Genomic DNA, 24,747 nt, shown 5'->3' with positions numbered 1-24,747 from the left:
GTTATCCTTTCAGGCCCGCCAGCATCACACCGCGAACGATGTAGCGTTGCAGGACGATGAAGACGATGAGGGTGGGGATGGTCGCAATGGCTGCGCCCGTCATGATCATTTCCCACTGGATCTGCTGTTCCACGGCAAAGCTCGAAAGGCCGACCGGCAGGGTGTAGAGCTCCTTGCTTGTCGTGACGATCAACGGCCAGAAGAATGCTGTCCAGTTCCCTAGGAAGGTGAAGATCGCGAGCGCGGAGAGCGCGGGCGTCACCAGCGGCAGGGCGACTTTCCACCAGATCTGGAATTCGTTCAGCCCGTCGACGCGCGCGGCCTCGATGAAGTCGTTCGGAACCGTCTCGAAGAACTGCTTCATCAGGAAGGTGCCGAAGGCCGTCATCATGCCCGGGAACATGATGCCCCAGTAGCTGTCGAGCCAGCCCAGCTGGCTGGACATCAGATACCAGGGAATGACGAGCATTTCGGTCGGGATCATCAGCGTCGACAGGATGGCGAGGAAGATGAAATAGCGGCCGCGAAACTCGAACTTCGCTAGCGTGTACCCGACCAGACTGTCAAAGAAGCAGTTGGAGACGGTAACGATGACCGCAACCAGCATTGAGTTGAAGAACCAGCGCAGGAAACGGCCGTCGGCCATGACCGTGATATAGTTGGCAAGCGTCGGTGCTGCGGGAATGAGCCTGAGATCATAGACTTGGTCCGCCGTCTTGAACGAGGTCGAGAACATGAATAGTAGCGGCGAAACCATGATCAGGCCGCCTATGAACAGCAACGTCCAGGCGAGAATGCGACCGGGGCGGATACGGGCGTGGGAAAGTGGCTTTGCTTCGCTCATTTCTTTTCCCTCAGGACCCAGAGCTGGATCAGCGATACGACGAGAAGAATGGTAAACAGGACGACCGTCTGCGCTGCGGCATAACCCATGGCATAGGAATTGAACGCCGTCTGATAGATCATCAGCACCAGCGGTTTCGTTGAGCCGAGCGGTCCGCCCGGATCATTGGTCGTCATGTTGTAGACCTGGTCGAAGATGCGCAGGAAACCGATGGACGAGAAGACCACGAGGAAGACCGTGGTGGGTTTCAGAAGCGGAAGCGTGATCTTGCGCAGGATCGCCCATTCGCCCAGCCCGTCGATGCGGGCGGCTTCGTAAAATGTCGTTGGAATGGCGCGAAGCCCGGCCATGAAGATGATGATCTGGAAGCCAAGGCCTGCCCAGATGGCTGTCACCATGATCGAATAAAGCGCCTGGTCCGTAGAGCGGATGAAGGGTTGCTGCGGAATGCCGAGAATTGCGAAGACGTCGTTGATGATTCCGATGGGCGGCGGTTGATAGAACCAGCGCCAGACCCAGGCCATCGCGGCCGCCGTCGTCAGATAGGGCAGGAAATAAAGCGCGCGGATGAAACCGTGCAGGATGCGTACGCGGTCGAGATAAAAGGCGATGACGAAGGCGAGCACGAGGCTGATCGGCGTGCCGACGATGAGATACGCAAAGGTGTTCTTGAACACCTTCCAGAATTGCGGGTCCTTGAAGAGCTTGACGTAATTGGCGACGCCAATGAACTTTGCCGGCCTCAGCAGGTCCCAGTTGGTGAAGGACAGGTAGAAAGCCTGCAGCGTCGGGTAAAAACGGATGATGCTGTAAAACAGGATAGGGATCGCCAGAAAGCTCCATATCCATAAGAGCCGTTTCGTGCGCATGGAAAGACGGTCCCCAAAGGAGCCGCCGGGGCGGCCGGATACCGCCCCCTGTTGATCTGTCGCTGTCATGGTTGGACCTGCGGTTTTCAGGGTTTCGCCGCGTCGATGATTTCCTGCTCGGCCTCGGCGGCCTGCTTGATGGAATCTTCAACCGACTGGCCCTCGAGCAGGACCCGGTTGGTCATGTCAATGGCGTTCTGGCGCTGGGCGGCCTCATCCATGAACAGTGTCGTGTGGGCATATTCCAGACCCTTCAGGAACGGCGCGTAGATCGGGTCCTTCAGGTTTTCTTCGGTCAGCGCTGCGGAGCGTCTCGCCGGCAGTTCGCCCACTGTCTTCAGCCAGATCGCCATGGCTTCCGGTGAAGAGATATAGGCGAGGAACTTCTTGGACGCCTCAAGCTCTTCACCCGTTGTCTTGGCGCTGATGCCGTTGGCGAAATAGCTCGCATAGTTGGAGCGGATATTCTTGTCATTGGTCGGAAGTTCGGTCACGCCCCACTCGAAATCCTTGATGGTGCGGAACGAGCCCAGCCGGAAAGTGCCGTCGATGGTCATGCCCGCCTTGCCCGCACGGAAGGCGGCCTGGCCTTCATCCATGAAACCCGCCTGACCGATCTTTTTTTCGAGCTGCAGACTGGTGTAGAATTTCAGAGCCTGGATGCCGGGCTCGCTATTATATGCGACCTTCTGGTCGTTGTCGGTATAGGGCTCGCCACCATATTGGCGGATGAGCACCTCACGCCACCACTGGTGATCCTGTCCGCCCATATCGAGCGTGGAACCGGCGACGGTGAGATTGCCGGCGGCATCGTGCTTAGCGATCTTTTGCGCGGCGGCGACGAATTCATCGAGCGTCTTCGGCGGATTTGCGGGATCGAGACCCGCCTCGGTAAAGAGCTTCTTGTTGTAGAACAGTGCAAGCGAACGAACCGCGGTCGGCAGGCCGTAATAGTCCTCGCCGCGTTTCATGGCGCTGACGATCGGGAAAAATTCGCTTTCGATCTTGTCATGCGGGAAAGCGTCTGTTGGCAGTGGCTGCAAAATCCCGCCCGCCGCGAACTTGTCGAGCCAGCCGTAAAACAGCTGCATCACGTCCGGGCCCTTGCCGGACATATTGGCGGCAATCACGCGCGTCTGGTAATCGGCATAAGGGAAGGTTACCTGCTTGACGGTGATGTCGGGATTGGCCTTCTGGAACTGTGCGATCAGCTCGTCCATGGCCTTCACGCGGGTGTCGAAGACATATTGCCAATATTCGATTTCAACCGCCTGCGCGGCGTTGAATGCAAATGTGCTGAAACCGGCAACCAAGCCGGCGAACAGAGTTGCCCTGCGCATGTAAGCCTCCTTTTCCTCCGCCCGGTCTTCCGGATGCGGAGCGATCGTTCCCTTTTCCGCGCTTTCGCGCGCGCTCATCGATTTGCCGGTGGCGGAGTTTCCTCTTCCGCCTGGACAAGCCTGACCCCCGGTCGCTCTTACGGTTCTCTGAAGGCAGGCATTTGTCAATAAGATAATTTACTTGAATTATTATATTGCGCTTATCGTCGGTTCGACGCTATTAATTTTCTAACAGACGGGAAGTTGAAGAGATGACGGTGCACACGGTGGACGCTTATCCCGTAGCAATCGGAAAAAACCCTGAGCGGAGCCGCGAACATAACAGGCGAGTCGTCCTCGATATTGTCCGGCGGCACGGCTCCCTCGGCCGCGCCCAGATCGCCAAGATCACGCATCTGACGCCGCAGGCGGTCGCCAATATCGTCGATGAACTCATGGGCGAGGAGTTGCTGAAGGAGCTCGGCCGTCGTCGCTCCGGTCGCGGCCAGCCGCCGATCCAGTTTTCGGTCAACCCGGATGGGGGGGCGACGATCGGCGTGGAAATCGCCGCCGACCATATGGTCACCGTCGGTCTTGATCTCGCCGGCGTTCTTCGCACGCAGCGCATCACGCCGCTCTCGGACACGACACCGGAAGCCATATTCAAGACCTTTGCCGCCGAGCATGACGCCGTTGCCAAAAATCTAGGCTGCAGGCTTCTTGGCACCGGGGTCGTCATGCCCGGTCCCTTCGAGATCGATGGCATGACTTCGGTGGGACCGACGACGCTTTCCGGCTGGGGCGGCATTGATGCCCGGCAGATGCTGGGCGAAGCCTGCGGCCAGCCGGTCGTGGTTGAAAACGATGCCACGGCCGCAGCAGTCGGGGAACGGCTGTTTGGTGCTGGTCTGGCGATCCCGAATTTCTGCATGATCTATTTCGGCGTCGGTATCGGCCTCGGCATCATCCAGGATGGCGCGCCCTATCGCGGTGCATTCGGGAATGCCGGCGAAATCGGCCATGTGACTGTTTCGCCGAGGGGAAGGCCTTGTCCTTCCTGCGGGCAGAGAGGGTGCCTGGAGGCTTATGCCTCAGTCTATGTACTGAAGGAAAAGCTTGTATGCGCCGGTGTTGCGGATACGGAACTTGATGATCTGGAGGCCCTGTTCAAGGCAGGCCATCCCGTGGTGAGGGAATGGATCGACGAAGCTGCGGCGCATCTGGCGCCCATGGTGGCGATGCTCGAGAATATTCTCGATCCGCAGACAGTCATTCTCGGCGGCGCTCTGCCTGAGGTCATCATCAGTGAAATCATTGCACGGATGGGGCCTTTGCCGACCTCGGTCGCAAGTCGCAGGCAGCGGGAACTTCCGCGTGTCATCCATGGCAAGTCCGGGCAGTTGACCGCTGCCCTCGGCGCTGCCGCCTTGCCGCTTTTCGATATCGTCACGCCAAAACTTGAGACATCCATGGGAGCCGCAGCGCAGGCACCCGGCTGAATATTGGAGGAGACCGCCCATGCTTACCCCCCGGGAGCGCATCGAACGGCAAATGGCCGATCCGTGGCTCATACGCCTGCATCGCAGGCTGAGCGCGCTGAAGTCCACGGTGACCGTCATGCATACCGGCGCGCATCCGGACGACGAGCAGAACGGGTTGCTTGCCTATTTCCGCATGGAGCTTGGCATGCGTACCATCATCGCCTGCTCGACACGTGGCGAGGGCGGTCAGAATGCGCTGGGGCCGGAAAGGCTCGGCGCGCTCGGCGTAATCCGCTCGCGGGAACTGGAGGCGGCGGCCCGCGTCATCGATGCGGATATCAGCTGGCTCGGCCATGGGCCGGCGGATCTCATTCACGACTTCGGGTTCTCCAAGGATGGCGACCAGACCTTTGGCCGCTGGGGGCAGCAGCGCATCATTGAGCGGCTGGTGCGCGCCTATCGCAAGGAGCGGCCGGATATCGTCATCCCGACCTTTCTCGATGTGCCGGGACAACATGGGCACCACCGCGCCATGACGCGTGCGGCAAAGAGCGCCATCGCGCTGGCGGCGGACCCTGCGGCCTATCCTGAACATCTTGCAGAGGGGCTGAAGCCGTGGCAGGTGGCGAAATATTACCTTCCCGCGTGGTCGGGCGGTGGTGACACCTATGATGACGAAGTGCCGCCGCCGGAGACGACCGTAACGGTAAACGCTCGCGGCAGGGAGCAGGCGACTGGCGCGCAATATGACCGGATCGGCGAATGGTCGCGTTATTATCACGCTTCTCAGGGAATGGGACATTGGCCTAAGCTGGCGCAGGAGGTCTGGCCGCTGCATCTTGAACTCGCCAGTGATGCAGGGGGCCAAGAGCACTCGATCCTCGACGGGCTGCCGTCTTCGTTGTCCGACCTTGCGCTGTTCCCGGGCCTGGATACCGAATTGGCAAAGGCGCTGGTCAAGGCGGAACAGGCGATAAGCGAAGCGATATCGGCCTTTCCCGACAGGCAGCGGATCACGGCGTCACTTCTTGCGGCTGCAGCGCTTTTGCAGACGGTGGACGAATCTGCCACGACGGATTTCACGGAACTGCACGGACATCGGATCAGGCGCAAACGGGCGCAGGTCGATGCCGCCATCCTGACGGCGCTTGATGTTTTCGAGCGGGCCTACGCCGCGCCGGCGGAGATCGTACCAGGTGGAACGTCGGTTCTTTCCGTGGAGCTTTCAGACAAGGCGGCTCACATTGATGTCGAGGTCACCCCGGTCCTGCCATCAGGTGTATCGTCATCCGTCCAGTCACTTGGCGAGACGCGGGTCTTTACGCTTGTCGCGGATCAGGATGCACCTGTTTCCGGACTGTATCAGCCTGACTGGAAAGCCATGGGCGGCAATGGCCATGCCTCAGTGCGGCTTTCCGCAACGATTGAAGGCAGAACGGTTTCGGCCGCCTTCGACCTTGAGGAACCGTTTTTCGTGACGCCGGCGCAGTCGCTGACCATTGCGCCGGACGCTCTTCTGGTTCCGCTCGGACAGGGGCAGGAGGCGCATGTCTTTCAGGCGCATATAAAGGGCGCCGATGCGTCGCTGTCGTTCAGGAATACGGGCGGCTGGAACCTGCGCAAGAACGGCGGCGACTGGATTGCCGAACGTAACGGCGAGGCCCGGGTGGGCCTTGCCCAGATCGAGGCGCTTGTCGGTGCGCAACCCGCTTTTCAGATAACGCCGATCGCTTATCCGCACATCGGTCGGGCAAGGTTTTTGGCGCCGTCCGTTCTGAAAATCCTCTCGCTGGACCTGAAGCTGCCCGAAAAGGCGCGGATCGGCTATGTCGGTGGTGGTGCTGACAGGGTGGGTCTTTGGCTGTCGCGAATGGGACTCGATGTCACCGACCTCGACGCTCAGGCGCTTGGCGGGGACCTGTCATCCTTTACGACGATCGTTATCGGCATCTTCGCCTTCGGCATCCGCGGGGATCTCGCTGCCGAGACGGAGAAACTTCACCGCTTCGTCGAAAACGGCGGTCATCTGGTCACGCTCTATCACCGGCCGACTGACGGATGGAATCCGGAAACGACACCAGTTCGGCGTCTTGAGATCGGCAAGCCTTCCCTGCGCTGGCGTGTGACCGATCCGCAGGCGGAGGTAACGGTGCTCTTGCCCGACCATCCGCTGCTTGCCGGGCCGAACAGGATTGATGCCGCCGACTGGGGGGGCTGGGACAAGGAGCGCGGGCTTTATTTCGCCTCGCGCTGGGATGATGTCTACGAGCCATTGCTCGCCATGCATGATGTCGATGAGCAGCCGCTGAAGGGTGCGCTGGTTTCGGGCGTCATCGGCAAGGGTAGGCATACCCATACCAGCCTCGTGCTGCATCACCAGATGGACAAGCTTGTGCCTGGCGCTTTCCGCCTCATGGCCAATCTTGTGCAACCGGCGTGAATGGCGACGATCAAAGCGAAGAACAGCAAGGCCCTCGCGAAACGGACACCCGCGCGGGCATAGGCTGGCTGTTGCTGGACATGACCCTTGTTGCGGGCGGTATGACCGCGCTCGTCAAGGCGCAAGGCGTCACCTATCCCGCCTTCCAGCTCGTCTTCATCAGGGCGATGATTGGCCTGATGTTCATCCTGCCACTCATCTGGCGGCACCGGGGAGAAATGGCGCGCATCCAATATCCCTGGCGTAACATTTTCCGCATCTGCTGCAATGCCATCGCACTCACCAGCAATTTCATCGCCATCACCCTGTTGCCGCTTGCGACCGTCAATGCCGTTGGTTTTTCCCGGCCATTGGTGACGATGGCGCTGGCTGTCGCCTTTCTTGGCGAAAGCGTGAGCCGCTTTCGCTGGGCGGGAGCCTGTCTTGCGTTTGTCGGCGTTCTGGTCGTCATTGGGCCGGGCGGCGCGGAATTTGGCGTGGGCGTGATCGTTGTGCTGATATCGGTGGTGTTCGGTGCGCTTGCGGTTATCCAGACACGAGCGCTGCGGCGGGAGAACACCACTGTCATGATGGTGTTCTACACGGTGGGCCTCGCCGTCATCACCGCCATTCCGGCAATCTGGACATGGAAGCCGGTTGCGTCATTTGACTGGGTTCCGTTGCTCGGCATCGGATTGCTGGCGCAGATGGGACAATATTGCTTCCTGCGGGCCTATCGTATCGCGGATGCAAGCGTCCTTGCGCCGGTCAGCTATCTGTCGATCCTGTTTGTGACTGCGGTCGGATATTTTCTGTTCGACGAAGTGCCTGAAGCCCGCGTTGTGTTCGGCATCATCATCATTCTCGTGTCGCTGCAATCGACTGCGCTTGCGGAATATCTCTTGAAAAGGCTGCGCCGCAAAAGATGACGGGCAGGTTCTATCGCGATTGTGCAAGGACCCGAAGCTTAATCCAGCTCAGCGCCGCAAGTTTCAAACGGTCGTAAAACGAACGGGCAAAACGAACATAGCGCATGATCCAGGCGAGCCAGCCATAGGTGAGAAGCTTTTCCCGGCCGGCATGGTAGATGCGTTCGACAATCAGGAAGGTGGAAAGATGGGCAATGATCGTCAGAACTACCCCCGACTTGAAAGCCCCATGGGCGAAGAGGACGAGGCCGATGATCTTCATCGGTTCCGCAATCGCGAAGGGAACGGCGAGACAGAGTAGAATGACAAGGCGCGGCAGCTGCGCTATCCGGCTTTCCAGCCGCTGGATGATTTTCAGGTTCGACAGGGCCCTGATGACCGGCCGGTAGAGCGGGCGGAAAATGCCGTCGAGGACCATGGCGAAAACGATGATCGCCCTGAGCGGAAAGACGAGAATCGTCCGGATTTTGCTGTTCACCTCTGCCAGCCTCCAAAGAAGGTGTAACGCCTATTCTTAATCGCCTGAAACATGTCAAAACCAAGTCCTGTTTCGCGTCAGCCCTGCCTGACACTGGCATACATGCCGGTGGTGCGGAATTCGCTCGGATTGGTGCCGTAAAGCCTGCGGAACACCTTCGAGAAATAGTTCGGATCCTCGAAACCGCATAGCACCGAGACTTCCTTGATTGGAATGTTGGCTGCGGTGGTCAATAGCTTGGCTGCCCGTCTCAGGCGTCTTTGCAAGACGAATTCCGCCGGCGGCAGGCCTTCGCTTGCGGTGAAGATTCGGGAAAAATGCGCGCGGCTGAGACCCGCCACGGCGGCCAGGTCGCTGACGGAAAGTCGATCGCCGAGGTGGCTGTCTATATAGCTCAGCACCTGCTGCATCGTGCGATATTCGCCGCCAAAGGAAGGATGCGAGCCGAAGACATCGTCATAAAGCGTCATCGCCGCCTCATAGGCGACAGCCGACGCCGCCCCCGGTGTCTCGGCACCATTGACGAGACGTGAGCAGCATCCGGCGAGATGATCCACCGTTTCCGGCTGCAGCTTGAGGATCGGGCCGGTGACGGAGAGAATGTTGCGGTGGATGCGGAGCGCTTCCTCGCCATTCATTGAAATCCAGAAGAACTCCCACTCCTTGCCATCTTCCAGCCAGTAGCGGTGATTGTGTGGAATGAGCAGCAGCAGGGTTTCGCCGGGCCTCACCACGTAATGGCGGTTCTCATAGCGCAGGTTACCCTGACCGCCGATGCAATATTGCAGGACGGTAAAGGGCGTCTGGCCGCGCTTGCGCCCATCCCAATCATAATTGCCGCCACGGCGGATTTCATAACCGCTGCTGGTCGGCATGGTGTGCAGCGTCTGGCGGCCGCGCGGCAGCGAGACGGTTCGCATGCCGGGTCCCTGATCGATCAAATCCTGCAGCACAAAATTACCCATGAAAGCATAATCCTTCTCTGGTCCTCGCCGGTATTATACGCATAATCCCGATCCGAGGAGACAGCCAGCAGGATATTGTTGCTGAAAAATTGGAGAGGAAGGCCGGTTTTCCGGGATTCTCACGGGTATTTTTCTGCAATGCCATTTCACGATCCGTCGGCCCGTTTCACCCGTTCGATTTGCAACAGAGGTGGCGTTATGAGTTTCAAAATCGCTATTATTGGCGCTGGCAGCGTCGGTTTCACGAAAAAACTGTTCACCGATCTCCTGTGTGTGCCGGAGTTTCGCGATATTGAAGTCGCGCTCACGGATATCAGCCAGCACAATCTCGATATGATCAGGGCAATCCTTGACAAGATCGTTGAGGCAAATGGTTTCCCCGTGAAGGTGACCGCCCATACCGACCGCCGCCGGGCGCTGGAGGGCGCGAAATACATCATCAGCTGCGTGCGGGTCGGCGGGCTCGAAGCCTATGCGGACGATATCCGCATTCCGCTGAAATACGGCATCGACCAGTGCGTAGGCGATACAATCTGCGCCGGCGGCATTCTCTACGGTCAGCGCAACATTCCCGTCATTCTCGATTTCTGCAAGGATATCCGCGAGGTTGCGGCACCCGGCGCAAAGTTCCTGAACTATGCCAACCCCATGGCCATGAATACCTGGGCAGCCATCGAATATGGCAAGGTGGACACGGTCGGTCTCTGCCATGGCGTTCAGCACGGGGCGGAACAGATTGCCGAAATCCTCGGTGCGAAATCCCCGGCAGAACTCGATTACATCTGCTCCGGCATCAACCACCAGACATGGTTCATCGATCTGCGACTCAATGGCCGCAAGATCGGTAAGGAGGAGCTGGTTGCCGCGTTTGAGGCGCATCCGGTCTTCTCGCAGCAGGAGAAGCTTCGCATCGACGTGCTGAAGCGCTTCGGCGTCTATTCGACCGAAAGCAACGGCCATCTCTCCGAATATCTGCCGTGGTATCGTAAGCGGCCAGAGGAAATCGCCCGCTGGATCGACATGTCCGACTGGATTCACGGGGAAACCGGCGGTTATCTCCGCCACTCCACCGAAACGCGCAACTGGTTCGAAACGGAATTCCCGCAGTTTCTCGCCTCGGCCGACAAGCCGATCGATCCGGCCAAGCGTTCCAACGAACATGCAAGCCATATTCTTGAGGCGCTGGAGACCGGGCGTGTCTATCGCGGCCACTTCAACGTCAAGAACAATGGCGTCATCAGCAATCTGCCGGCGGACGCCATCATCGAATCGCCCGGTTTTGTCGACCGTTTCGGCATCAACATGGTTTCCGGCATCACGTTGCCGGAAGCCTGCGCGGCCACCTGCATGGCGTCCATCAACGTGCAGCGCATGTCGGTCCATGCGGCAGTCACTGGCGATATCGATCTTTTGAAACTCGCCGTGCTGCATGATCCGCTGGTCGGCGCCGTCGCCACGCCGGAGGAGGTCTGGCAGATGGTTGACGAGATGGTTGTCGCTCAGGCGCGCTGGCTGCCGCAATATGCCGATGCCGTTCCGGCGGCGAAGGAGCGACTTGCGAAGTCCAGCGTCAAGACCCGTGACTGGGCGGGTGCCGCGCGCCGCAACGTGCGTTCCATCGAGGAATTGCGGGCCGAGAAATCGGCACTGAAAAAGGCCGTTTGAAGGAAAAGACATGGGAAAAGGCCGGCGGCGGAAGGGAGTTCGCCGTCCGGTCTCAACGATGAGAGAGGGTCGGCGGTCGAAGAGCTGCCATTTGGGAGGAATGACGATGTTACTTCAACGCAGGATTGGTATCATCTCGGCACTGGGGTTCGGTGTTTCGATGATCGCACTCAATGCGAATGCCTTCGAGACCACGACGCCGCCCGAGCCGCCGCAATTTCCGGCCGAAGGCAAGATCAACTATGTGGCGCGCGACTCGATCCTCGAATTCAAGGCGCTGCCAAGCTACAGCGAACCCGACTGGATTACCGAGAAATTCGAAAAGACCGGCAAGCTGCCGCCGCTGAAAGAGCGCCTGCCCGAGGAGCCGCTAGTCTACAAAACAGGCAATATGCCCGACGGCATGGGCGTCTACGGCGATACGATGCGCCATGTGGTCGGCGGCAGGCCGGAGGGCTGGAACTATATTGCCGGCCAGAGCCAGGGCTGGGGCGGCATCGATATCGCCCTTTCCGAGTGCCTGACGCGCACCGCGCCGCTGTTCCAGGTAGATGCCAAGGATACCGAGCCGCTGCCCAATCTGGCGAAAAGCTGGGAGTGGTCGGAAGATGGCCACAAGCTGACGATGCATCTCGTCAAGGGTGCGAAATGGTCGGATGGCGAGCCCTTCAACGCCGATGACGTGATGTTCTACTGGGAAGAGGCCGTCATCGATCCCAATGTCTCACCGCTTGGCGGTGGTGCATCGCCTGAGGCTTTCGGTGAGGGAACGACGCTCAAGAAGGTCGATGACTACACCGTCGAATGGACCTTCAAGGCGGCATTCCCCAAGCAATATCTCTACACCATGGCCTATCCGAGCTTCTGCCCCGGGCCGTCGCATATTCTGAAACCGCAGCATCCGAAGTATTCCAAGAACACCTATAACCAGTTCAAGAACGCGTTCCCGCCGGAATATATGAACATGCCGGTCATGGGCGCATGGGTGCCGGTGTCATACCGGCCGGATGATCTCATCGTGCTGCGGCGCAACCCCTATTACTGGAAAGTGGACGAGAAAGGCCAGCAGTTGCCCTATCTCAATGAAGTCCATTACAAGCTCTCCACCTGGGCGGACCGTGACGTGCAGGCCGTGGCGGGATCGGGCGATTTCTCCAATCTCGAGCAGCCGGAGAATTTCGTCGCCTCGCTGAAACGCGCCGCTGACCCCAATGCGCCAGCCCGCCTTGCCTTTGGACCGCGCCTTATCGGCTATAATCTGCAGATGAATTTTTCCGCCAATGGCTGGGGCAATCCGGATGAGCGCGGACAGGCCATCCGTGAGCTGAACCGTAACGAGGTGTTCCGCCAGGCCGTCACCTCTGCTCTTGATCGCAAAGCGATCGGTGACTCGCTCGTCAAGGGGCCTTTCACGGCGATCTATCCGGGTGGTATTTCGTCGGGAACGAGCTTCTATGATCGCGCTTCCACGGTCTATTACCCCTTCAACCTCGAGGCTGCCAAGGCTGCACTGGCTTCGATTGGCCTGAAAGACACTGACGGCGATGGTTTCCTGAATTTCCCCAAGGAAAAGCTTGGCGGCCGTAATGTCGAGATTACCCTTCTCGTCAACAACGGTTACGCGACAGACAAGAGCCTAGCGGAAGGTCTCGTCGGCCAGATGGCGAAACTCGGCCTGCGCGTCGTCATCAATAGCCTCGATTCAAACCAGCGTGACGCCGCCCATTATGGCGGGCAGTTTGACTGGCTGGTGCGGCGCAATTCCACCGAGCTTTCATCCGTGGTGCAGAATACCGAGCAACTGGCCCCTGTCGGGCCGCGCACCAGCTGGAACCACCGCGCACCCGAAGGCAAGGAACTGGACCTGATGCCGTTCGAGAAGGACATGGCCGACATTGTGCGCAAGTTCATATCTTCGCAGGACAATGCCGAGCGGGCCGATCTGATGAAGCAGTACCAGAAGGTCTATACGCAGAACCTCTACACGATTGGCCTCACCGAATATCCCGGTGCGCTCATCGTCAACAAACGGTTCTCCAATGTGCCGCAGGGTACGCCGATCTTCATGTTCAACTGGGCCGAAGACGCCATCATCCGCGAACGCCTGTGGGTCGCGGCCGACAAGCAGGGCAAATATGAACTTTTCCCTGAGCAGCTTCCCGGCAAGCCGGGCGAGGGCGGGCCGATCAACTGAAGCTTCCGGTAAAGGTGCGTAACGCCATTATGTCCGGAAGTACGAAAACCTGAAGAACTCCTCCCGGAGCACACCCGGTCCCGGTCGCGCGTGAAGCGCGGCCGGCAACACACGGCCAATCCAAACCGAGGAAGACCGTTCGATGCTGAGATTTCTGACGATACGCGTGGCATCCGCCATTCCGGTGCTGTTGATCCTGAGCGTGGTGACTTTCGCCATCATCCAGGCGCCGCCCGGCGATTACGCCGACTACATCCGCTCGCAGCTGATGAACCAGGGCGGAGCGTCCTTCGAACAGGCGGAAGCGCAGGCGCAGGCATACCGTATCGAACACGGGCTCGATAAGCCGCTTGTCATTCAATATTTCAACTGGATGGGCGGCATCCTCGCCCGCGGCGATTTCGGCTACAGTTTTTATTACAACAAGCCGGTCGCCGATGTGGTTGGCGAACGCCTGCCGCGCACTATCGCTCTGGCGCTGGTCTGCCACATCTTCGCATCGGTACTTGGCATCGCCTTCGGCATATGGGCCGCCACTCGGCAATATTCCTGGGTCGACAACCTGCTCTCCACCATTGCCTTCCTGGGCATGACGATCCCGCGCTTCCTGATGGCGTTGATCCTCGTCTACCTCATGGTATTTCATTTCGATGTGTCGGAGATCGGCAGTTTCTTTTCACCGCAATATGGCGGTGCGCCGTGGTCATGGGCGAAATTCGTCGATCTGGTCAGCCACGTCTGGCCGGTGGTCGCTATCGCCGTCTTCGGGGGGCTGGCCTATAATATGCGGGTGATGCGCGGCAATCTGCTCGATACGCTGAATGCGCAATATGTCGAGACGGCGCGTGCCAAGGGCCTTTCGGAAGGCGCCGTCATCATGCGCCATGCGGTGCCGAATGCCGTGCACCCGCTCGTCATGTATCAGGGCGTGGTGCTGCCCTACATGCTGAGCGGCGAGATCGAGACCGCGATCATCTTCGCGTTGCCGACCGTCGGCCCGGCCATCGTCGGCTCCATGGCGGTGGGGGACGTCTATGTCACCGCGACCTTCATGATGGTGCTGGCTGCCACGCTGATCGTCGGCAACATCATCGCCGATATGCTGCTCGCCATGCTCGACCCGCGCGTCCGCGAATTCGGGAGGGCCTGAGATGATGGCGTTTGACGAGATGAAAACCGAAACGGCCGCCGCGGCAAAACCCGACCGCTCCGCCAATGGCAACGAGACCTATCTGGCGCTTGTCTGGCGGCGTCTCAGACGATCCTTCACGGGTATGGTCGGGTTGGTACTGGTGGTGCTGCTGATCCTCATCTCCATTTTTGCGGACTTCTTCGCGCCGATGAACCCGCTTGAAACCCATGGCAGTTTTTCACCGCCGCAGGTGGTTCGGTTCACCGACAAGGACGGCAATTTCAGCCTGGCGCCGCGCGTCTATGCCATTGCGGAGACGGAAGAGCTCGATCCGGTCACCTTCCAGCCTATCGTCGGCCCGGATTACGATAATCCCGTCTATCTCGGCTTCTTTGTGAAGGGTGCGGAATACAAACTTCTGGGTCTCATTCCGATGAGCCGGCATTTCTTCGGCTCTACCGATGGCCAGCCGGTGCATTTCCTAGGAACCGATAAATTCGGGCGCGACGTGCTGTCGCGCGCCATTTATGGCTCGCGCATCTCGCTTGCCATTGCACTTAGTGTTGTCGCCATCGTTACCGTCATCGGCACCAGCGTTGGGCTGATCTCAGGCTATTTCGGCGGGCCGCTGGATGCCTGGGTGCAGCGTTTCGTGGAGGTGGTGCTCGCCTTCCCGCAATTGCCGCTCTATCTCGCGCTGACTTCCCTTATTCCCGTCACCGCACCAACAACCGTGTTCCTCGTCTTTGTGGTCGGCGTCATGTCGGCGCTTGGCTGGGCGCAGATGTCGAGGGAGGTGCGCGGCAAGACGCTGGCACTGGCGCGGATCGATTATGTCCGGGCGGCGATTGCAGTTGGCGCCACCGACAGGCGTATCATCTTCCAGCACATCCTGCCGAATGTGATGAGCCATGTGATCGTCGCGGTGACCTTGCATATTCCAAGCGTCGTGCTGCTCGAATCCTTCCTCGGTTTCCTCGGCTTTGCGGTAAAGCCGCCGCTGATCTCCTGGGGGCTGATGCTGCAGGATACCGCTACCTATTCGGTCATCGGTTCCTATCCCTGGATTCTTGCACCGGTTGGTTTCGTGCTGGTCACCGTCTTTGCCTTCAACGCGCTGGGCGACGGCCTGCGCGATGCCGTCGATCCCTATTGAGAGGAGCGCGCCAATGGTAGCTGCACAAAACACCTACGCCCCCGCCATCCGCTTCGACGCCGATGATCGTCAGGATAACGCCATCATCGATGCCCGCAATATTGCCGTCACTTTCAAGGTGGAACACGGAATGGTGGAGGCAGTGAAGGACATTTCCTTCCAGCTTTACCGGGGTGAGACCATTGCCATCGTCGGCGAATCCGGTTCGGGAAAATCGGTCACCGCCCGCACCGTCATGGGCTTGTTGACCAAGCGCGCCACAGTCGCGAAATCGGCAGTCGTCCGGTTCAACGGCGACGACATCCTGAAATTCTCGTCGCGCAAGCGCCGGGCGCTGCGCGGCAATCGCATCTCGATGATCTTTCAAGAGCCGATGAGTTCGCTGAACCCGATCTATACGATCGGCAGCCAGATTGTAGAGGCAATCCGCGTCCACTCGAAATTGAGCAAGAAGCAAGCGGAGGCGAGGGCGCTCGATCTGCTGCGGCAGGTGCAGATACCGGAGCCGGAAGCGCGGCTCAAACAATATCCGCACCAGCTGTCCGGCGGCCAGCGCCAGCGTGTGATGATCGCCATGGCGCTCTCCAACGATCCCGACGTGCTGATTGCCGATGAACCCACCACTGCGCTCGATGTGACGGTGCAGGCGCAGATCCTCAACCTCATCCGCGACCTGCAGAAGAAGCGCGGCATGGCCGTGGTCCTCATCACCCATGACCTGACGATCGTGAAGCAGTTTTCCGATTACGTCTATGTCATGCAGCACGGCGAGATGCGTGAGCACAATACCACGGAGCGGCTGTTTGCAGCGCCGCAGCATCCCTACACGAAAAGGCTGCTTGCTTCCGAACCTCGGGGCACGGCAAAGCCGCTGCCGGAGAACTCCGGCGTCCTCCTGACGGCAAGCGGCGTGCGCGTTTCCTTCATGATGCGATATGGCGGCCTGTTCAAACCAGAACTCAAGGAGCTGATAGCGGTCGACAGCCTCGGCTTGACGCTCAGGCGGCACGAGACACTGGGGCTCGTGGGTGAATCCGGCTCCGGCAAGACGACCTTCGGCCAGTCCCTGCTCCGGTTGAACGAGCCTGTCGGAGGCGAGGTTGTTTTTGACGGTCAGAGGGTCGATGGCCGTTCCCGCGCCGAAATGCGGCCCCTGCGGTCGCGTATGCAGATCGTCTTTCAGGATCCCTTTGCCTCGCTCAACCCCCGCATGACCATTGGCCAGATTATCGAGGAAGGCCTCATCATCAACGGTCTCGGCAAAACGAAGGCCGAGAGGCTGGACCGGGTACGCGACGCGCTGGAGGCGGCGGGTATGCCCGGCAACATCCTCTCGCGTTTCCCGCATGAGTTCTCCGGCGGCCAAAGACAGCGCATCGCGATTGCGCGTGCCGTCGCGCTGGAGCCGGAATTCATCCTGCTCGATGAGCCGACCTCCGCACTCGATCTTTCCGTGCAGGCGCAGATCATCGATCTCCTGCGCAAGCTGCAGGATGAGCGTGGCTTGAGCTACCTGTTCATCTCCCACGACCTGAAAGTGGTCCGCGCCCTTTGCCACCGCGTCATCGTCATGCAGCGCGGGCGGATTGTCGAAGAGGGGCCTGTCGAGGACGTGCTCAGTCAGCCAAAAACTGAATATACACAGCGGCTTGTACGAGCCGCCTTCGAAATCGCTTGAATTCCCAATTGCCGGAGGTAGACATGGCAAGAGATCCCAAGATTGCATTCATCGGCGCAGGTTCCACGGTGTTCATGAAGAACATCATCGGGGACGTGCTGCAGCGTCCGGCCCTTTCCGGCGCCACAATCGCGCTGATGGATATCAACCGTGAAAGGCTGGAAGAAAGCGCCATCGTCGTCAACAAGCTGATTTCGACGCTCGGTGCAAAGGCGAAGGCCGAGACTTATACCGACCAGAAAAAGGCGCTTTCCGGCGCGGATTTTGTTGTCGTGGCGTTCCAGATCGGCGGATACGAGCCGTGCACGGTCACTGATTTCGAAGTGCCGCGTAAGTACGGGCTGCGCCAGACCATTGCTGACACACTTGGCGTCGGCGGCATCATGCGCGGCTTGCGCACAGTGCCTCACCTCTGGAAGATTTGCGAGGACATGCTGGCCGTCTGCCCGAATGCCATTATGTTGCAATATGTGAACCCCATGGCGATAAACACCTGGGCGATTGCCGAAAAATACCCGACGATCCGGCAGGTGGGTCTTTGCCATTCCGTGCAGGGCACGGCGATGGAACTCGCCCATGATCTCGATATTCCCTATGAGGAAATCCGCTACCGTTCGGCCGGTATCAACCATATGGCGTTTTTCCTGGAATTCGAGCATCGCCAGCCCGATGGCAGCTACAGGAGCCTCTACCCCGATCTCGTGCGCGCCTATCGCGAAGGCCGCGCGCCAAAACCCGGCTGGAACCCACGCTGCCCCAACAAGGTGCGGTACGAGATGCTGACGAGGCTCGGTTATTTCGTCACCGAAAGCTCCGAGCATTTCGCGGAATACACGCCCTATTTCATCAAGGAGGGGCGCGAAGACCTGATCGAGAAATTCGGCATTCCGCTCGACGAATATCCAAAGCGCTGCATCGAACAGATCGAGCGCTGGAAGGGCCAGGCGGCCGCCTATCGCTCGGCCGAAAAAATCGAGGTCAAGCAGTCGAAGGAATATGCCTCCTCGATCATCAATTCGGTCTGGACCGGCGAGCCCTCCGTCATCTACGGCAACCAGCGCAATAATGGATGCATCACCTCGCTGCCATCGGATTGCGCGGCGGAAGTGCCCTGCCTGGTCGATCATAACGGCGTGCAGCCCACCTTCATCGGCGAGTTGCCACCGCAGCTCACCGCGCTGATGCGCACCAACATCAATGTTCAGGAGCTGACCGTGCGGGCGTTGATGAGCGAAAACCGCGATCACATCTTTCACGCTGCCATGATGGACCCGCATACTGCGGCGGAACTCGATCTCGATCAGATTTGGTCGCTGGTGGACGATCTGCTGCTGGCCCATAGTGACTGGCTGCCGGAATGGACGCAGGCGGAGGTGAAACGGGCGCGGGCTGTGTAAACATCATCGCCCTCAATAACGGATCGGAGGTGTGCAGCGAGCCCACATCATCCTTTCGCAAGCGCTATAGAAGACCCTACTCTGTCATCCTCGGGACAAGCTCGAGGATGACATCCGATTGTCGACGGGATGGCGCGGCATCGGTATGATCGTTTGGTACCGTCGGTGTTCTCAAAGGTGAGCCGGTTAACTGCCGGCGAACGGGGGGCGCCTTGATGACGCTCTCCATTAAATCCTTTCGCCGCTTGACTTGTGTCAAGGTTGCAGGCCGCTCTCTGGCGTAGACAGTCCCCGAAACCGGTTATTCCGCTTTCAGTGCGGGAAATACCAGGTACGAATTATGAACGTGATGGTGGCTGGCTTCTTCGGTTTTATCGTACTACGGTTGAAACCTGAAGGGTTCATGGGGAAGACGGATGTCTAAAAAGGGCTTGCTCATTGGTCTGGCGGTTGTGGTTCTGGCCGTGGCCGCCTATTTCGCCTGGTCGAAGCTGACAGCCGAGGGCCTGCCTTCGGGTTTCGTGGCCAGTAACGGTCGCATCGAGGCCGTCGAGATCGATATCTCCACCAAGACCGCCGGCCGCCTTCAGGATATTATGGTCCGTGAGGGTGATTTCGTGAAGGCCGGACAGGTTCTGGCGCAGATGGATACGGCCCAGCTGGAGGCGAGGAAACGCCAGGCGGAAGCACAGCTTCGCCGTGCGAAAATAGCAATCGACACGGCCCACAGTCTTGTCGCCCAGCGTGAAGCGGAAAAGACGTCGGCGCTTGCGGTGGTGGAACAGCGAAAGGCCCAGCTCGATTCCGCCTCCAAGACCAATGCACGCTCGAAACAATTGCTGACGGGCAATGCGGTCTCGCAGCAGATCGTCGATGACAGCGAGGCCGCCGAGCAGTCCGCCCGCGCAACGCTCGCCTCTGCGCAGGCCTCGCTTGCGGCTTCCGACGCCGCGATCAACGCCGCCAAGGCGCAGATCGTCGACGCCGAAGCGGCGGTAGACGCCGCACAGGCTGACATCGAGAGCATCGAGACTGACATAGCCGATGCGACGCTGAAATCGCCTCGCGACGGTCGCGTGCAATATCGCATCGCCCAGCCCGGAGAAGTGCTTTCCGCCGGTGGAAGGGTTCTGAACCTCGTCGATCTCGGCGACGTCTATATGACGTTTTTCCTGCCGACGGCCGAGGCTGGCCGCACGTCCATGGGGTCTGATGTTCGACTGATACTGGATGCCGCCCCCCAATACACCATTCCGGCAAAAGTGTCCTTCGTCGCGGATGTCGCGCAGTTCACGCCGAAAACGGTGGAGACCGAAGAGGAACGCCAGAAGCTGACATTCCGGGTAAGGGCGCAAATCCCCCAGGAACTTCTGCAGAAATATATTCAATATGTGAAAACCGGGCTGCCCGGCATGGCCTATGTCCGGCTTGATCCGGAGGCCGCCTGGCCGGAGAATCTCGAACGCAATCTCGTCAAGTGAGGGTGGCCGCTATGGTCGCGCCTCCCGAAACGAATGACAGGAACTCACCCGTTGCGCGATTGACCGATGTGCGGTTGACCTTCGGAAGCACGGTTGCGCTGGACGACATATCGGTCGAGATACCCGCCGGGCTGATGATAGGGCTCATCGGGCCTGACGGCGTCGGCAAATCGAGCCTGTTGTCGCTGGTTTCGGGCGCGCGCGCCATCCAGAAGGGCAAGGTGGAGGTTCTGGGTGGCGACATGTCCAATCCGCGCCACCGCGAGGATACCTGCCCGCGTATTGCCTATATGCCGCAAGGCCTTGGCAAGAACCTCTATCCCACCCTGTCGGTCTTTGAAAACATCGACTTTTTCGGGCGGCTGTTCGGACAGGACGGAAGGGAACGGCAGGCGCGTATCGCCGAATTGCTGAAGAGTACCGGCCTCGAACCTTTTGCCGATCGTCCCGCGATGAAGCTCTCCGGCGGTATGAAACAGAAGCTGGGGCTCTGCTGCGCGCTCATCCACGACCCGGACCTGCTGATCCTGGACGAGCCGACGACAGGCGTTGATCCTTTGTCGCGGCGGCAGTTCTGGGAACTGATCGACTCTATCCGTGCCGGGCGTCCGGGCATGAGCGTCATCGTCGCAACGGCCTATATGGAGGAGGCCGCCGGTTTCGACTGGCTGGTTGCCATGGATGGCGGCAAGATTCTTGCCACCGGCTCGCCCGCCGAACTTCTCGACCGCACCGCGGCACCCAATCTCGACGCCGCCTTCATCGCGCTTCTTCCCGAAGAAAAGCGCAAGGATTACCACGAAGTCCATATCGCGCCACGAAAGCCGACCGCTGAGGGTGATTATGCCATCGAGGCATCGCACCTTAGCATGCGTTTCGGCGATTTCACCGCCGTCGACAATGTCAGCTTCAAGATTCCGCGCGGCGAGATTTTTGGCTTTCTCGGCTCCAATGGCTGCGGAAAATCCACCACCATGAAGATGCTGACGGGCCTTCTGGCCGCCAGCGAAGGAGAAGCGAAGCTCTTCGGACACAAGGTGGATGCGAGCGACATGGCGATCCGCCACCGCGTCGGTTACATGAGCCAGGCCTTCTCGCTCTATTCCGAACTGACGGTGCGGCAGAACCTTGATCTGCACGCCCGCCTGTTCAAGCTGCCGGAAGAGGCAATTCAACCGCGTATCGCCGAAATGGCGGAACGTTTCGATCTTGGCGCGGTCATGGACACGCTGCCGGACGACCTGCCGCTTGGCATCCGGCAGAGGCTGTCGCTGGCGGTGGCGATGATCCATTCGCCCGATATTCTCATCCTAGATGAGCCGACCTCTGGTGTCGACCCGGTGGCGCGTGACGGCTTCTGGCAAATCCTCGCCGATCTCTCGCGCAACGATAATGTCACCATCTTCATCTCCACCCATTTCATGAATGAGGCGGAGCGCTGCGACCGGATTTCGCTGATGCATGCTGGCAAGGTGTTGATCAGCGATACGCCCGATGCGATCACCAGAAGCCGTAATGCCGCAACACTTGAAGAGGCTTTCGTCGCCTATCTGGAAGATGCTTCCGGGGTTACGAGGGACGCGCCTGCGACAGCATCTGTGGCAGCAGCGGACGTGCAGGTGACGCAACATGCGGCGCCCACCCGCAAGAGATTTTTCGATTTCAGGCGCATGTTCAGCTATACGCGCCGCGAGGCACTGGAACTGCAGCGCGATCCCATTCGCGGCACGCTGGCCGTGCTCGGCAGCGTCATCCTGATGTTCGTCATCGGATACGGCATCAATCTCGATGTCGAGGACCTGACTTTCGCGGTGCTGGATCGCGACGATTCCACCATCAGCCGCGATTACGTGCTCGACATTGCCGGCTCCCGTTATTTCATCGAGAAGGAACCTATCCGGGACTATGCCGATATGGACCGGCGGATGCGTGATGGCGAACTGAGCCTTGCCATAGAAATTCCTCCTGGCTTTGGCCGCGATGTGTTGCGCGGCAAGACTGTGGAGGTAGGGGCCTGGATAGACGGCGCCATGCCGCAGCGGGCGGAGACCGTTCGCGGTTACGTGCAGGGCATGCATCAGACATGGCTGGCGCGGAAGGCCGCCGAGATTTACGGCAGCGCGGCCACGCAAAGCAGCTTCAGCATCGAAACGCGCTATCGTTACAATCCCGACGTCAAGAGCCTTGTCGCCATGGTGCCGGCGGTCATTCCGCTGCTTCTCATGCTCATCCCCGCAATGCTGGCGGCCCTCAGCGTCGTCAGGGAAAAAGAGCTCGGTTCGATCGTCAATCTATACGTGACGCCGACCACGCGGCTGGAATTCCTGATCGGCAAGCAGCTTCCCTATGTCGCCCTTGGCATGCTCAATTTCGTGCTTCTGACGGCATTTGCGGTCTTCATCTTTCAGGTGCCGTTCACCGGAAGTTATCTCGCTTATGCGACGGGCGCGCTGCTCTATGTCATCATCGCCACATCCATCGGCCTCCTCATGTCTTCCTTCATGAAGAGCCAGATTGCGGCAATCTTCGGCACGGCTCTTCTGACGCTCATTCCGGCGACGCAATATTCGGGCATGATCGATCCCGTCTCGTCGCTGCAAGGGGCGGGCGCCTTTATCGGCAACGTCTATCCTGCCACCTATTTCATGACCATTTCGCGCGGAACTTTCTCCAAGGGCCTGGATTTCGCCGGACTTTCCGGCTCGTTTCTACCGCTTCTCATCGCCATTCCACTGCTCCTCATTGCCGGCGCTGCACTTTTGAGAAAGCAGGCGTCATGAGGCTTTTTTCGTCCAACATCTTCCAGCTCGGCATAAAGGAACTGCGCGGTCTCGCGCGAGACGGAATGCTGATGCTGCTTATCGTCTATGCCTTCACGCTGCAGATCTATACCGGTTCCAGCGCGCTGCCGGAGACGCTGAACAACGCGGCCATCGCCATTGTCGATGAGGATCAGTCGCCGCTTTCCAGCCGCATCAGCACGGCGTTTTATCCGCCCTATTTCTCCCCGCCGAAGCAGATTTCCATCGCTGAAATGGACAAGCGCATGGATGCGGGCCTCGATACCTTCGCGCTCAACATTCCCCCGGATTTCCAGCGCCGGCTGATGGCCGGACAGCAGCCGGCCATCCAGCTCAATATCGACGCTACCCGCATGAGCCAGGCTTTCAGCGGTGGCGGTTATGTGCAGAGCATCGTGACGAGCGAAATACAGGAGTATGTCGACCGCTATCGCGGCGCGACCTCGGTGCCGGTGGACCTCACGCTACGTTCCCGCTTCAATCCGGAACTGGACAAGTCCTGGTTCGGCTCGATCAACAACATCATCACCGCCATTACCATGCTATCCATCGTGTTGACGGGCGCGGCGCTCATTCGCGAGCGAGAACACGGAACGGTCGAGCATCTGCTGGTCATGCCGGTGACGCCGCTGGAAATCATGCTCAGCAAGGTGTGGTCCATGGGGCTGGTCGTGCTGGTGGCCTCTGCATTTTCCCTGTTCGTGGTGGTGAGGGGCCTGCTTGCCATTCCCATCGAAGGCTCGCTTTCTCTTTTCCTGCTCGGAACGGCATTGCAACTCTTCGCCATGACTTCCATGGGAATTTTTCTCGCGACAGTCGCCGGGTCCATGCCGCAATTCGGCATGTTGCTGATCCTGTTTTTGTTGCCGTTGCAGGTGCTGTCCGGCGCCATGACGCCTCGCGAAAGCATGCCTGATATCATCCAGTACATCATGCTTCTTGCGCCAAACACCCATTTCATCATCCTGGCGCAATCGGTGCTTTTCAGAGGGGCGGGGCTGGATGTGGTCTGGCCGCAACTGCTGGCGCTGCTGGCCATCGGCTCGGCTCTTTTCGTTTTTGCGCTTCGCCGGTTCAGGCGTTTCCTGCGCTGACAGCATCGGGATCACGCGCATGTTTCAGCCGATTCCACGTAAGTTGAATTAATTGTGTTCGGTAACGGTATGTTCGCCTTCCGCGATTATGCCTATGAGGACGGCTGGGTAAAGCGGGCTTTGTTCAGGAGTAGCACGATGAATATTGCAGCACGTCTGTCGACGGCAGCCATGGTCGCACTGGCTGCCACGTCATCTTTCGCGTCGGAGGATATGACCTCTGAGACGAGTGAGGCGATATTCGGCTTCGCTGGCGCCCTGACAAAAGAAGACATGCTGAAAAGCGCGGCGCTTATTCCCGTGGACTATGAAAGAAACGCTGTCATCGGCGGCGGCTATCAGTTCTATCCTTACCGTATCGGCAATATAAAACTGGGCGGTGAGGTCGGCATGGCCGTCAGGTTCGGCAAGGGCTTCACCGGCGAGGTGTGGGCGGGCCCGGTCGCGCGGTATGAACAGATCAGGCTTGGAGAGCGACTGTTCATCACCCCAAGTTTTACAGCAGGGCTCAGCCTTGTTACGGATGCGCAGCCGGGCCGCGAGCGCGAACAGGAAATCAAGGACGACGGCAACGCCAATGTCCTTTTTTATCTGGGGCCGGAAATCAACGTGTCTTTCAGCGAGGGTTCCTCGACGGAGTTCTTCTGGCGCCTCCACCACCGTTCCGGTGGCGGCAAAACACTTGGCAACATGAAGGGCGCCACAAACGCCAACGTGTTCGGAGTCCGCTACAAGTTCTAAGCCGCCGCTACGTTATAAGGTCCTGCGAACTGTCTGGATTTCAGCCACGTTTCTTTTTCAACGCAAACTGGCGCCAGCAACCCTTGCGTCTGATGCATGGGTGG

The 24,747-nt window shown here is 59.2% G+C and carries 18 protein-coding genes; 13 read left to right on the top strand and 5 right to left on the bottom strand.

Going from position 1 to position 24,747, the window contains the following annotated elements; translation table 11 throughout:
- Window position 1 precedes the first annotated feature (1 nt).
- Genes WA845_RS17155 through WA845_RS17145 form a run of 3 tightly spaced genes read right to left on the bottom strand, consistent with a single transcriptional unit; the run spans window position 2 to window position 3,053 of the window.
- Complete coding sequence (locus tag WA845_RS17155; RefSeq protein WP_006697289.1) at window positions 2–844, bottom strand: carbohydrate ABC transporter permease; 843 nt, start codon at window positions 842–844, stop codon at window positions 2–4.
- Window positions 841–1,782, bottom strand: a complete 942-nt coding sequence (locus WA845_RS17150; protein ID WP_111813810.1) for a carbohydrate ABC transporter permease — start codon at window positions 1,780–1,782, stop codon at window positions 841–843. The genes WA845_RS17155 and WA845_RS17150 overlap by 4 nt, the downstream gene beginning before the upstream one ends.
- A gap of 17 nt (window positions 1,783–1,799) precedes the next feature.
- Entirely contained in the window at window positions 1,800–3,053 is a 1,254-nt protein-coding gene (locus WA845_RS17145) for an extracellular solute-binding protein (protein WP_037092597.1), read from the bottom strand.
- A 251-nt stretch (window positions 3,054–3,304) separates the two neighbouring features.
- On the opposite strand from WA845_RS17145, the gene WA845_RS17140 reads away from it, so the two are divergent.
- From WA845_RS17140 to WA845_RS17130, 3 genes are read left to right on the top strand one after another with little or no spacing between them, the layout of a single operon-like run.
- Window positions 3,305–4,531 carry an ROK family transcriptional regulator gene (locus WA845_RS17140; protein ID WP_111813808.1) on the top strand — a complete coding sequence of 409 codons (1,227 nt, stop codon included), beginning with the start codon at window positions 3,305–3,307 and terminating at the stop codon, window positions 4,529–4,531.
- Between the two features lie 19 nt (window positions 4,532–4,550).
- Window positions 4,551–6,953: a PIG-L family deacetylase gene (locus tag WA845_RS17135; protein ID WP_337322470.1), complete on the top strand. Its 2,403-nt coding sequence runs from the start codon at window positions 4,551–4,553 to the stop codon at window positions 6,951–6,953.
- Complete coding sequence (locus tag WA845_RS17130; protein WP_135856225.1) at window positions 6,950–7,861, top strand: DMT family transporter; 912 nt, start codon at window positions 6,950–6,952, stop codon at window positions 7,859–7,861. Before WA845_RS17135 ends, WA845_RS17130 begins: the two co-directional genes overlap by 4 nt.
- Window positions 7,862–7,871: 10 nt before the next feature.
- On the opposite strand, the gene WA845_RS17125 is transcribed toward WA845_RS17130, so the two are convergent.
- Both WA845_RS17125 and WA845_RS17120 read right to left on the bottom strand, forming a co-directional pair.
- A complete protein-coding gene (locus tag WA845_RS17125) occupies window positions 7,872–8,339 on the bottom strand; it encodes a hypothetical protein (RefSeq protein ID WP_100911502.1) in 468 nt (155 codons plus the stop codon).
- 77 nt (window positions 8,340–8,416) lie between these two features.
- The gene (locus tag WA845_RS17120; RefSeq protein WP_004444665.1) at window positions 8,417–9,304 is read right to left on the bottom strand and encodes an AraC family transcriptional regulator; all 888 of its coding nucleotides are present in this window, start codon (window positions 9,302–9,304) and stop codon (window positions 8,417–8,419) included.
- A gap of 198 nt (window positions 9,305–9,502) precedes the next feature.
- On the opposite strand from WA845_RS17120, the gene WA845_RS17115 reads away from it, so the two are divergent.
- From WA845_RS17115 to WA845_RS17070, 10 genes are all read left to right on the top strand, one after another.
- Window positions 9,503–10,969 carry an alpha-glucosidase/alpha-galactosidase gene (locus WA845_RS17115; RefSeq protein WP_135856223.1) on the top strand — a complete coding sequence of 489 codons (1,467 nt, stop codon included), beginning with the start codon at window positions 9,503–9,505 and terminating at the stop codon, window positions 10,967–10,969.
- A 106-nt stretch (window positions 10,970–11,075) separates the two neighbouring features.
- Complete coding sequence (locus WA845_RS17110) at window positions 11,076–13,163, top strand: ABC transporter substrate-binding protein (protein WP_337322469.1); 2,088 nt, start codon at window positions 11,076–11,078, stop codon at window positions 13,161–13,163.
- 142 nt (window positions 13,164–13,305) lie between these two features.
- Window positions 13,306–14,313, top strand: a complete 1,008-nt coding sequence (locus WA845_RS17105; RefSeq protein WP_045533939.1) for an ABC transporter permease — start codon at window positions 13,306–13,308, stop codon at window positions 14,311–14,313.
- A gap of 1 nt (window position 14,314) precedes the next feature.
- Complete coding sequence (locus tag WA845_RS17100) at window positions 14,315–15,451, top strand: ABC transporter permease (RefSeq protein ID WP_022563840.1); 1,137 nt, start codon at window positions 14,315–14,317, stop codon at window positions 15,449–15,451.
- 13 nt (window positions 15,452–15,464) lie between these two features.
- Entirely contained in the window at window positions 15,465–17,129 is a 1,665-nt protein-coding gene (locus WA845_RS17095; RefSeq protein WP_135856218.1) for an ABC transporter ATP-binding protein, read from the top strand.
- A gap of 23 nt (window positions 17,130–17,152) precedes the next feature.
- Window positions 17,153–18,526 (top strand): alpha-glucosidase/alpha-galactosidase, encoded by a 1,374-nt coding sequence (locus WA845_RS17090; protein WP_035209541.1) that lies wholly within the window; start codon window positions 17,153–17,155, stop codon window positions 18,524–18,526.
- A gap of 416 nt (window positions 18,527–18,942) precedes the next feature.
- Window positions 18,943–20,007 carry an HlyD family secretion protein gene (locus WA845_RS17085; protein ID WP_037092548.1) on the top strand — a complete coding sequence of 355 codons (1,065 nt, stop codon included), beginning with the start codon at window positions 18,943–18,945 and terminating at the stop codon, window positions 20,005–20,007.
- A gap of 11 nt (window positions 20,008–20,018) precedes the next feature.
- Window positions 20,019–22,787, top strand: a complete 2,769-nt coding sequence (rbbA, locus tag WA845_RS17080; RefSeq protein ID WP_135856216.1) for a ribosome-associated ATPase/putative transporter RbbA — start codon at window positions 20,019–20,021, stop codon at window positions 22,785–22,787.
- The gene (locus WA845_RS17075; protein WP_035209548.1) at window positions 22,784–23,902 is read left to right on the top strand and encodes an ABC transporter permease; all 1,119 of its coding nucleotides are present in this window, start codon (window positions 22,784–22,786) and stop codon (window positions 23,900–23,902) included. The genes rbbA and WA845_RS17075 overlap by 4 nt, the downstream gene beginning before the upstream one ends.
- 138 nt (window positions 23,903–24,040) lie before the next feature.
- Window positions 24,041–24,643 carry an acyloxyacyl hydrolase gene (locus WA845_RS17070; protein WP_168247116.1) on the top strand — a complete coding sequence of 201 codons (603 nt, stop codon included), beginning with the start codon at window positions 24,041–24,043 and terminating at the stop codon, window positions 24,641–24,643.
- Window positions 24,644–24,747 lie beyond the last annotated feature (104 nt).

It is taken from the genome of Agrobacterium sp. CMT1, from assembly GCF_037203725.1.
In the GTDB taxonomy this organism is placed as follows: Bacteria; Pseudomonadota; Alphaproteobacteria; order Rhizobiales; family Rhizobiaceae; genus Agrobacterium; species Agrobacterium pusense.
Note: the sequence above shows the minus strand (reverse complement) of the source record. Positions and strands in the feature narration are given on the sequence as shown.

Coding starts and splice junctions, on each gene's coding strand:
- WA845_RS17155 (WP_006697289.1), bottom strand. CDS start 844: ATGAGCGAAGCAAAGCCACTTTCCCACGCCCGTATCCGCCCCGGTCGC.
- WA845_RS17150 (WP_111813810.1), bottom strand. CDS start 1,782: ATGACAGCGACAGATCAACAGGGGGCGGTATCCGGCCGCCCCGGCGGC.
- WA845_RS17145 (WP_037092597.1), bottom strand. CDS start 3,053: ATGCGCAGGGCAACTCTGTTCGCCGGCTTGGTTGCCGGTTTCAGCACA.
- WA845_RS17140 (WP_111813808.1), top strand. CDS start 3,305: ATGACGGTGCACACGGTGGACGCTTATCCCGTAGCAATCGGAAAAAAC.
- WA845_RS17135 (WP_337322470.1), top strand. CDS start 4,551: ATGCTTACCCCCCGGGAGCGCATCGAACGGCAAATGGCCGATCCGTGG.
- WA845_RS17120 (WP_004444665.1), bottom strand. CDS start 9,304: ATGGGTAATTTTGTGCTGCAGGATTTGATCGATCAGGGACCCGGCATG.
- WA845_RS17115 (WP_135856223.1), top strand. CDS start 9,503: ATGAGTTTCAAAATCGCTATTATTGGCGCTGGCAGCGTCGGTTTCACG.
- WA845_RS17110 (WP_337322469.1), top strand. CDS start 11,076: ATGTTACTTCAACGCAGGATTGGTATCATCTCGGCACTGGGGTTCGGT.
- WA845_RS17105 (WP_045533939.1), top strand. CDS start 13,306: ATGCTGAGATTTCTGACGATACGCGTGGCATCCGCCATTCCGGTGCTG.
- WA845_RS17100 (WP_022563840.1), top strand. CDS start 14,315: ATGATGGCGTTTGACGAGATGAAAACCGAAACGGCCGCCGCGGCAAAA.
- WA845_RS17095 (WP_135856218.1), top strand. CDS start 15,465: ATGGTAGCTGCACAAAACACCTACGCCCCCGCCATCCGCTTCGACGCC.
- WA845_RS17090 (WP_035209541.1), top strand. CDS start 17,153: ATGGCAAGAGATCCCAAGATTGCATTCATCGGCGCAGGTTCCACGGTG.
- WA845_RS17085 (WP_037092548.1), top strand. CDS start 18,943: ATGTCTAAAAAGGGCTTGCTCATTGGTCTGGCGGTTGTGGTTCTGGCC.
- rbbA (WP_135856216.1), top strand. CDS start 20,019: ATGGTCGCGCCTCCCGAAACGAATGACAGGAACTCACCCGTTGCGCGA.
- WA845_RS17075 (WP_035209548.1), top strand. CDS start 22,784: ATGAGGCTTTTTTCGTCCAACATCTTCCAGCTCGGCATAAAGGAACTG.
- WA845_RS17070 (WP_168247116.1), top strand. CDS start 24,041: ATGAATATTGCAGCACGTCTGTCGACGGCAGCCATGGTCGCACTGGCT.